Annotated in this window: 2 protein-coding genes; both read right to left on the bottom strand. The window is 56.2% G+C overall.

The window, feature by feature from the left end; genetic code table 11:
• Nucleotides 1-5623, bottom strand: a 5623-nt coding sequence (locus AAIG39_RS17550) for a putative Ig domain-containing protein (protein WP_343194378.1), incomplete at its 3' end; no start/stop codon positions are given.
• Between the two features lie 111 nt (nt 5624-5734).
• On the bottom strand, nt 5735-6619 hold the full coding sequence (locus AAIG39_RS17545) for a phage tail protein (protein WP_090081221.1): 885 nt from the start codon (nt 6617-6619) through the stop codon (nt 5735-5737).
• Between the last annotated feature and the right edge of the window lie 160 nt (nt 6620-6779).

The following is a 6779-nucleotide window of genomic DNA, read 5'->3' as shown; positions in this document are numbered from 1 at the left end:
TGGTGCTGACCGACGCATTGCTGCCATCGGTAGCCGTCACCCGAATGGTCAGATTGCCCACGTCGCCATTCCCCGGCGTGCCGGAGAAAGTGCCAGTGGCCGGGTCAAAGCGCAGCCAGGCGGGCAGCGGATTGCCGTTTGCCTGGGTCGCGCTCAGGGTCAGTGTGTCGCCATCCGGATCAACAAAGGTGCCAGCCGGGACGGTGAGGGTAAAACTGCCGTCCTGCGCCACGCTCTGCGGCGGAACAGATCCGGAAACCACCGGCGTGTCATTCACGTTGGTGACCGTCAGGGCAAAAGTGGTGCTGACCGAGGTGCTGCCATCGCTGGCGGTGAGACGAATGCTCAGGTTACCCACATCGCCATTCCCCGGCGTGCCGGAGAAAGTGCCAGTGGCCGGGTCAAAGCGCAGCCAGGCGGGCAGCGCCGAACCGTCAGCGAGGGTCGCGCTCAGGGCCAGCGTGTCGCCGATATCCGGATCGGTAAAGGTTCCCGCAGGCACGGTAAAACTCAGGCTGCCATCCTGCGCCACGCTCTGCGGCGGAACAGTTCCGGAAACCACCGGCGCATCATTCACATTGGTGACGACCAGCCCGAAGGTGGTGCTGACCGACGCATTGCTGCCATCGGTAGCCGTCACCCGAATGGTCAGATTGCCCACGTCGCCATTCCCCGGCGTACCGGAGAAGGTTTTTGTGGCCGGGTCAAAGCTCAGCCAGGCGGGCAGCGCCGAACCGTCGGCGAGAGTCGCGCTCAGGGTCAGTGTGTCGCCGATATCCGGATCGGTAAAGGTTCCCGCAGGCACGGTAAAACTCAGGCTGCCATCCTGCGCCACGCTCTGCGGCGGAACAGATCCGGAAACCACTGGCGCATCATTCACATTGGTGACGACCAGCCCGAAGGTGGTGCTGACCGACGCATTGCTGCCATCGGTAGCCGTCACCCGAATGGTCAGATTGCCCACGTCGCCATTCCCCGGCGTGCCGGAGAAGGTTTTTGTAGCCGGGTCAAAGCTCAGCCAGGCGGGCAGCGCCGAACCGTCGGCGAGGGTCGCGCTCAGGGTCAGCGTGTCGCCGATATCCGGATCGGTAAAGGTTCCCGCAGGCACGGTAAAGTTGAAGCTGCCATTTTGTGCAATGGTCTGTTCGGCCACCGGGGTGGACACCACGGGCGGGAGATTACTGTTATTCACCGTCAGCCCAAAGGTAGTGCTGACCGAGGCATTACTGCCGTCAGTCGCGGTTATCCGAATCGTCAGGTTGCCGACATCACTGTAGCCCGGCGTGCCAGAGAAGGTTCCGGTAGATGGGTTAAAGATCAGCCAGGCCGGCAGTGCCGAGCCATCTGCCAGTGTCGCACTCAGCGTCAACGTATCACCGTTATCCACATCGACAAAAGTACCGGCAGGTACGGCGAAGCTGAACGCTGTATCTTTGGTGGCGCTTTGGGGACTGACCGTGCTCGCTACGGTAGGGGCATCATTCACGCTGGTTACCATCAACGACGCCTGTGCACTGTTGGTGGAGAACGCGCTGCTGCCGCCAGAGGTCGATGTATCTGCCAGACCTTTGCTGCTACCTGCTGTCGCCGTACCACTGGTCTGATCCCACGCGCTGAAACTCAGGGTTGCGGTTTCACCATTGGCGCTGTCCGGTACATAACGCAGTTGCGCCGTCGATCCGAGCAACAGTGCTGCTGAACTGGAGACCGTGCCGATATTGAACCAGTTAGCCCCGCTGTCGGTGGAATACTGCCAGCCACCGTTCCCTACCGTCGCCGTAATCGCGATGCCGCTGGACGCCCCGCTGTCCACATCCCCATAACCCGCACTGCTGAGCAATGACGATACTGTGGTGGCGGATGATGTTGCATCTTCCGTCGTGGATGTCAGGATGACCGTCGCACCGCTGGATAGCGTTGGCGCATCGTTAACCGGCGTTACGTTAAGGGTCATCGTTCCTGTATTAGCGGACAACGCCGTGCCATCGCTGACCTTCCAGGTAAAGGAGGCATAACCCGTGCCGTTGGCATTCGCGGTCGGGCGGAAGGTCAGTTTGCTGATATCAGCCGCGCTGACCACAGAACCATTGCCCAGTAATGTATCGCCGCCGCCACGTACACCGTCGTTGTTTGCGTCAATAAACAACTCACCGGCGCCCGGCGCGGTGACAATAGTAATGGATTGCAGGGTGTCGCCGCTGTCCACATCGCTGAAACCAAAATCGGCAGCGCTAAAGGCCTGGGCGCTATCCTCATTGAAGGTTTTACTGACTGACGTATTGCTGATGATCGGCGCATCGTTAACTGGCGTTACGTTGAGTGTCATCGTCCCGGTATTAGCGGACAACGCCGTGCCATCGCTCACCTGCCAGCTAAAGGAGGCATAACCCGTGCCGTTGGCGTTCGCGGTCGGACGGAAGGTCAGTTTGCTGATATCAGCCGCGCTGACCACCGCTCCATTGCCCAGTAATGTATCGCCGACGCCACGGACACCATCGCTGTTTGCGTCAATAAACAGCTCACCGGCGGTTGGTGCTGTGACGATAATGATGGATTGCAGGGTGTCGCCGCTGTCCACATCGCTGAAACCAAAATCGGTAGCGCTAAAGGTCTGGGCGCTATCCTCGTTGAAAGTCTTGCTGATCGACGTATTGCTGATGACCGGTGCGTCGTTGACCGGCGTGATATTCAGCACCGCCTGATTGGTGCCGCTACTATTGAGCGAGCCGTCATTAAAGGTCCAGTTAAGCGTCACGTTGGACGGTGGATCGTCAGAACTGTTGGCATAGGTCAGGGATTGCAGCACCGCATTCACTATCGCCGAGGTTGCATTGCTATTAAACGTCAGCGTCAGCGTGCCGGAGGAGTTCGCCGTGACACTACCCACCGCCGTACCGTTATAGGTGAAGTTTTGCCCTTGAGTCAGCACCCCTAACAGTCCGCTATTGCCGAAGATATCGACACTATTCGCCCCGCCGTTACGGGCGATTGAAATAGAGGCACCGTTATAGTTGCCCTGATTATTCAGTTCGGTATCGGCAACAGTGACATCGCTGTCTATCACCACCGCGCTGCCATTTTCGGTATAGGTGGCTCCACCATTCAGGTTACTAAAGACAGGGGCGGTGTTGACGGTGGAGATGATCGACGAACTGTTGACCGCCGTCAGGCTACCTGACGTGGCGCGCAGTGCCAGCGTATTGATACTGCCGCTGTTGGTGTACTGTATGATAAGTCCGGTGTAGGTAGCGATACCGCCAGACGGCGTTAATGTTACCGTCGTAGCGCTGGCATCATGATCCCCGGAGGTCACCGCCAGGCTGTTGACCGTACCATCGACGACGCTGTCGTTAGGGTCAGTCACCGAGAGCACGATATTGGTGGTGTAATCCTGATCCACCATGCCATTCGCATCGACCGCCTGTACGACCGGAACGGTGGTAAAACTGGCACTTTGTCCGTTCTGGATTGTCGTGGGAACGGGCTGGGTGGAAAAAACCAGCCGCGTCGCCACCACATCCGGATTGATCGATGCAGATGTGGCGCTGACCAGGCTACCGGATGCCGCCGTCAGCACGAAGTTAGCATCACCATCACTGGCCGAGGTGTACTTCACGCCGCTAAAGGTGGCAATACCGTTTGAGGCGGTCACCTGAGTGGTGCCCGTCAGCGACCCGCTACCATTCTCGCTTAATGTCACCGAACCGTTAAAATCCGTATCGATATTGCCGCGATCGTCAACGGCAATCACCACCGGCTGGGTGGTGAAGTTAATGCCACTGACCACTGAGGTGGACGGCGACTGGCTATAAATGAGTTTGGTTGCTGCCACATCAATACTGGCACCACTGCCGTTGTTCACGTTGGCCTGACTACTGGCGAACGTTGAGCCACCGGAGACCGTGGTGAAATTGCTGGCATTTACCGACAATATCACCGTGTGGTGATCGGTAATGTCGTTACTGCTGGTATTGTCGTTGTAATACGCCTTGATGGTGTAAGTTTCACTGCTGTTATTCGCAACCGACAGGCTTAAGCTGGAAAACGTGACTCTGCCGGTGCTGCTGTCATACGTGCCGACGACGTTTGTGGCATCCGGGCCACTGAGCAGGAACGTCATCTTACTCAATTCTGATGATGTCGCCGTACCACTGACGTTAGCGTAGAACTGACTGACATTGGTGGCCGAACCATCAGATGTACCGAGGTCGGTAAGGGTAAAGTCCAGCAGCGAGGTGGCGCTGGCCGCTGATGTCGCGGTAGTGGAAAATGTCGTTGCTTCGCCAGATGGCCCGGCGGTCACAGTCGATGTCGCATCTACCGGGGAGGCGGCATGAATATTGTTCAATACCAGGTTATCCAGATAGTACTCATTGGTACCGGATGTCGTGATGGTAATGGAAGACACGCCGACAAAATTGCCGTTAAAGCCGCTGATAGTGGTATAAGTCAACGCACCGGGGAATGGCAGTACTCCGCTCTGATTGTCTCCAGCGGTCGATTTACTGGATGAAATCGTGTAATTCATGTTCCCGGTGCCATCGGCATTCAATAAGTCCAGTGAAGACAAATCAAAAACATAGCCGGGAATGCTGATGGTGAAGGTCAGCGAATTTGACGAACTGGAACCATCCGTTTGCACATCATAGATTAGGCTATTGCCGTCACTGTTTAGCCCAGCCAGCACGTTACCGACAAAATCGAAATGTAGGGTATGTCCCCCTTCCTGCCAGGTCTGGTTATTGCCGCTACCGCCGCCAGAACCCGTCTCAAACGTAAAGGTATCCAGCACGTGGGAATAATCCCTCTGTGTGGCGGCAGTTATCGCGATGTCGGTCGTGATCTGACCGACTTGCGATTCCAGCATCCAGTCACCTTTTAACGCTGTCGACCCGGTCAGGTCAGTGGATGCTGCCACATCAGCCCGGGTGAGCGCTGCCAGGTCGCTAATAAAAGTCTGCCCTTGTGTTCCTTGCGCCACATTACAGCCATAAAGCAGGATATCGCCGGACGCAGTCAGCGACTGGCCGATGGTAGTCAGGTCAGCACTTCTCGCAGCGAGCATACTGTCGGTCAATGTGACGCCCCCGAGCGTCAGTTGGCCTTCGCCACCATTGCTGATGATATGAATGGCGTCGTAACCCGTGTGGGTTTGCGCCCATTGCGTTATCTGGCTTAACCCATCTTTGTTGGCATCCAGCAATACCACCTCAACCCCGTCTTTCACGCCGCGGGCCAGTTGCTGGTAATCTGCCACTGCGGTGTCAATAAACACCACTTCTTTATGTGTGCTACTGCCGGTAGCGACCGCAACGCTGGTGTCTGCTACGGTCTTCGAATTCTGGGTATCCGTATTGTGGGCGGTTGTATCAACATTGCTCGTCGCATCGGTGCTGTGACTGGCCGTATCGGTGGTACTTTGCCCGGACTGGCCGCTGTCCGTATGCGACGCGGCTGGCTGCGTCGCTGTATTTTGAGTGGCAGCAGCCTCAACCGTGGCGGCGACAGCACCATCAAACAACATACGCGCTTCCAGCATAACGCCCAAAGGTGCCTGCTCATGACTTGCAGCACCTTGCGGAACCTGACGACTTTTTTTGCCCAGCCAATGACGCCACAACATAAGGATACCTTTCAGGAGTAGATTTATTTACAACACAGACCAGCCTGCGTTATGCCGAACTGGCCTGTTTTTTCAGAGAGTTGGTCAGAGAACAATCCTGTTAGCCACGAATCATGGCCGCGTTGGATACAGGCCATTGGCCATAATACAGACAGTCAGCCCCTGCGAAGGCGATTGGGTTGCCACCGAGACCACCGGCTGCGGCACCCCTGCTGCGCCTACCGCGACAGTTCCACCCGTCACTGTCGGTATCGTTACCGGGAACGATGGAATCGTTGGCGTACCCGTTACCGTACCGCCGCTAATCGACGACGTGATGGTGCCGCTTACCGGGCCAGTTAACGTCTGGCTAGGCCCTAATGTAGTATCGGCAGTTGCGCCAGGATTATAAATATTTGGTGCGCCAAGCGCGGGTTTAGCCAGTATTGCGCCATTGGTGGGTAACGACGCACTACCGGCAACACCAGACCCACCCGCAATTTTCAACGAGCCGGAAGTCGATGCAGTCAGGTCGTGCGTATTGGTGATAGTCTGGCCGCTAACCGTCAGTCCGGTACCGGGTGTTGCCGGGACGGTTACCGTCGTGCTCGATGTGGTTGCAGTGAAGGTTGCGGCGTGGGTATGCGCGGGTAAAGGCACCGTCACATTCACCGTCGGATTACCGATTTTCTGCCCGATATTAACGGCCGGTAGCCCCAAACCGGTGCCCGTACCGACGACAGAACGTCCGCGCAAATCAGGTAGCCCGAAGGTGGTTGAGCCATCACCACCAAACTGGAACCCCAACAGGGAGTACAATGCCTGATAGCTGTTGATAGGGACCGTCTGACCGTTAGCCGGAAGCCAGCCACGCGGGCAAAAAGATGTAGCAAAAGAACACACTGTGCCGGTATAGGATTCGTCGTTACAGGCTGCAGCACTTTGCGGTAGAAAAATAGTTACGGCGAGGGCGGTAGTAATGGCTGATTTAACAAATAAACGCTGAATATCTCTCATACAGATCCCTCCTGGAGGAATAGCTGATTTATTAAGATCAAATGTTATTAATAACCAACCTTATAATTCGGGACAGAACAAAATAGTAAGATAACGATGGGAGGCAAAAACATTTATGGTTCATCAGGAATATAGCTCAGTCAGTAAGATTTACATACAT

The sequence above is a fragment of the Phytobacter palmae genome (assembly GCF_039409775.1).
GTDB classification, from domain to species: domain Bacteria; phylum Pseudomonadota; class Gammaproteobacteria; order Enterobacterales; family Enterobacteriaceae; genus Phytobacter; species Phytobacter palmae.
This window is presented reverse-complemented; position numbering and strand designations above follow the sequence as displayed.

Excerpts from the sequence above, each read along its gene's own strand:
- AAIG39_RS17545 (WP_090081221.1), bottom strand. The coding sequence starts at position 6,619 with ATGAGAGATATTCAGCGTTTATTTGTTAAATCAGCCATTACTACCGCC.